Source organism: Streptomyces sp. MP131-18, from assembly GCF_001984575.1.
Classification (GTDB): Bacteria; Actinomycetota; Actinomycetes; order Streptomycetales; family Streptomycetaceae; genus Streptomyces; species Streptomyces johnsoniae.
The window spans coordinates 7,526,174-7,529,345 of record NZ_LZNS01000001.1 but is presented as its reverse complement, the minus strand read 5'-3'; the positions used below and the strand labels follow the sequence as shown (position 1 = coordinate 7,529,345).

At 72.6% G+C, this 3,172-nt stretch carries 1 protein-coding gene; it reads right to left on the bottom strand.

The genetic code is table 11. From position 1 onward, the window contains the following. Window positions 1-3,135: type I polyketide synthase (locus STBA_RS36085; protein ID WP_290443959.1), on the bottom strand; the 3,135-nt coding region annotated here is incomplete at its 3' end. Between the last annotated feature and the right edge of the window lie 37 nt (window positions 3,136-3,172).

Genomic DNA, 3,172 nt, shown 5'->3' with positions numbered 1-3,172 from the left:
AATACCGAATGCGGAAATGCCGGCGCGTCGCGGCCGGCCCTCGGTGCTCGGCCATGCGCGCGCTTCCTGGAGCAATTCGACCGCCCCGGAGGACCAGTCGACGTGCGAGGAGGGCTTGTCGGCGTACAGCGTGCGCGGCAACATCCCATACCGCAACGCCATCACCATCTTGATCACGCCCGCCACGCCCGCAGCCGCCTGCGCGTGCCCGATGTTCGACTTGACCGAGCCCAGCCACAACGGCCGCCCCGCCGACCGTTCCTGCCCGTACGTCGCCAACAGCGCCTGCGCCTCGATCGGGTCACCCAAAGACGTCCCCGTCCCATGCGCCTCCACCACATCCACGTCGGCCGCGGACAGGCGGGCGTTCGCCAGCGCCTGACGGATGACGCGCTGCTGCGAGGGGCCGTTCGGCGCGGTCAGCCCGTTCGAAGCGCCGTCCTGGTTCACCGCGGAGCCCCGCACCACCGCCAGCACCGGATGCCCGTTCCGCCGCGCATCCGAAAGGCGCTCCAGCAGGACGACGCCGGCCCCCTCGGACAGCCCGAAGCCGTCGGCGTCGTCGGCGAACGCCTTGCACCGGCCGTCGGCCGACAGCGCCCTCAACCGGCTGAACCCGACGAACGCGTCGGGAGTCGGCATCACGACGGCGCCGCCCGCGAGGGCCATGGTGCACTCGCCGTTCCGCAGCGACTGCGCGGCCAGGTGCAGGGCCACCAGCGACGAGGAACACGCCGTGTCCACCGTCACCGCCGGCCCCTCAAGACCCAGCGCATACGCGACACGCCCCGAGATGACGCTGGGAACGCTGCCCGTCACGACGTAGTCCTCGATGGCAGGCGCCGCTTCGCCGGCGCGCGGGCCGTATCCGTGGGACATGGCGCCGACGAAGGCTCCTGTGCGGGAGCCACGCAGAGAGTCCGGGGCGATCCCGGCCCGTTCGAACGCCTCCCACGAGGTCTCCAGCAACAACCGCTGCTGCGGGTCCATCGCCAACGCCTCACGCGGACTGATCCCGAAGAACGCCGCGTCGAAGCGGTCCGCGCCCTCGACGAAGCCGCCCGACCGGACGTAACTCTTGCCCCGCCGCCCCGGGTCCGGGTCGAACAGGTCGGCGAGGTCCCAGCCGCGGTCGTCGGGGAAGTCGGAGATCACGTCGGCGCCCTCGGCAACCAGCCGCCACAGATCTTCCGGGCTGCCGACGCCACCGGGGAAACGGCACGCCATCCCCACGATCGCCAACGGCTCCTCGTCCGCCGCGCGCATCACCGCGGCCGGGGAGGTGGGGGCCGCGTCCAGTTCCAGAATCTCCGCGCGCAGATGCCTCGCCAGCGCGACGGGCGTCGGCTGGTCGAAGACCAGCGTGGCCGGCAGCCGCAGTCCGGATGCGGCGGCGAGCCTGTTGCGGAGTTCCACCGCCGTCAAAGACTCGAACCCGAGGTCCTTGAAGGCGCGTTCCGGACCGATCGCCTCCGGCGACGCGTGCCCGAGCACGGCGCGGGCGTGGGTACGGATCAGGTCGAGCAGGATGCGTTCCTGCTCCGTCGCCGAACGGCCGTCGAGCTGCTGCCGCAGTTCGGAGCGAGCCGGGACGTTCCCGGCCGCCGCGCCCTGCGCCGGAGCGCTCAACGCCCTGCGCGCACGGGCCAGTTCGCCGAGGAACGGGCTCGGCCGCACCGCCGTGAACAGGGAGGCGAACGGCTCCCAGTCGATATCGGCCACTGCCACAAAGGTGTCCTCGTGGTCGAGTGCCTGTTGAAGTGCGGTGATGGCCAGGTCAGCGCGCATCAGCGACAGTCCCTGCCCCCGGACTCGTTCGCGCGTCGCGGCCGGGTCGAGGCCCTCCATGCCGCGCCACGTGTTGAGCGCGTCCTCCCAGACGCCCCACGCCACGGACGTCATGGGCAGCCCCTGGGCCCTGCCCTGCTCCGCCATGGCGTCGAGCCCCGCGTTGGCGGCGGCGTACGCGGCGTGGTCGCCGCTTCCCCAGACTCCGGCGATCGAGGAGAACAGAACGAAGGCGTCAAGTTCGTCCCGGTCGAGAAGGGCAGCGAGGTGCTCGGTCCCAGCGACCTTCGCGGACAGCACCGCGGCAAGGCTGTCCGGGGTGGTGCCGGTCACCGCGGCCAGCTCGATGTGCGCGGCGGTGTGCACGACGGCACGCACCGTATGCCCGGCGTCCCGCAGCCCGCCGAGCAGCGTCTCCACCGCGGAACGGTCACCGACATCGCAGGCCGCCAGGGTGACGGCCGCGCCCATCTCCGCAAGCTCGGCCGCCAGTTCGTCAGCGCCCGGGGCGTCGGAGCCGGAACGGCTGACCAACACCACGTGCTCGGCGCCGCGGGTGGCGAGCCAGCGGGCGACGCGCGGACCGAGGCTGCCGGTGGCGCCGGTGAGCAGCACCGTGCCCCTGGGCTTCCAGTCGCGCCGCGGTGCGGCATCACCCGTCGCGGCCTCGACCATCCGCCGGGCGAACGCCCCTTGGGAACGCACCGCTACCTGATCCTCGCCGTTCAGCCCGGCAAGCACCCGGCACAGCTCCGCGAGAGCGTGCGCATTCGGGCTCTCGGGCAGATCGATCAATCCGCCCCACTGGGCGGGATGCTCCAGGGCCACGACCCGGCCGAGGCCCCACACCTGCGCTTGCCGCGGGCTGACCAGCGGATCGGCTGAGCCGGTCGAGACGGCGCCGCGCGTCGCGCACCACAGGCGCGTTTCGATGTCCAGGTCGCTCAATGCCTGGACCAGCGTCAGGGTGAGCGCCAGGCCGGTGGTCAGGGTCTGGCGCCCCGGGCTGGGCCGTTCGTCGGCCGCCAGGAGCGACAGCACGCCGTCGAACGGAGCCGTTGTGCTCATGGCGTCGCGCAGGCGTGCCGCCAGAGCGGCACGGTCGGTGTCCGCCGCCGACAGTTCCACGGGTACGACGCGGGCGGCTCCGTGGTCGGCGAGCGTCCGCAGCACGGCGATAGCCCACGCGTCGCTCATGCCGCCCGTCGGCAGCAGGACGGCCCACGTCCCATGGAGAACGGGCGCCTGCGCCGTGGCCGCCGGCAGGAGCTGCCACGCGATCCGGTAGCGCCAGCTGTCCACGGTGGCTCGCGCGCGGCGGCCGCGCGCGGCAGTGTCGGGCTCCAAGTCCTTGAGCCAGAACCGTTCCCGCTCAAACGCATAC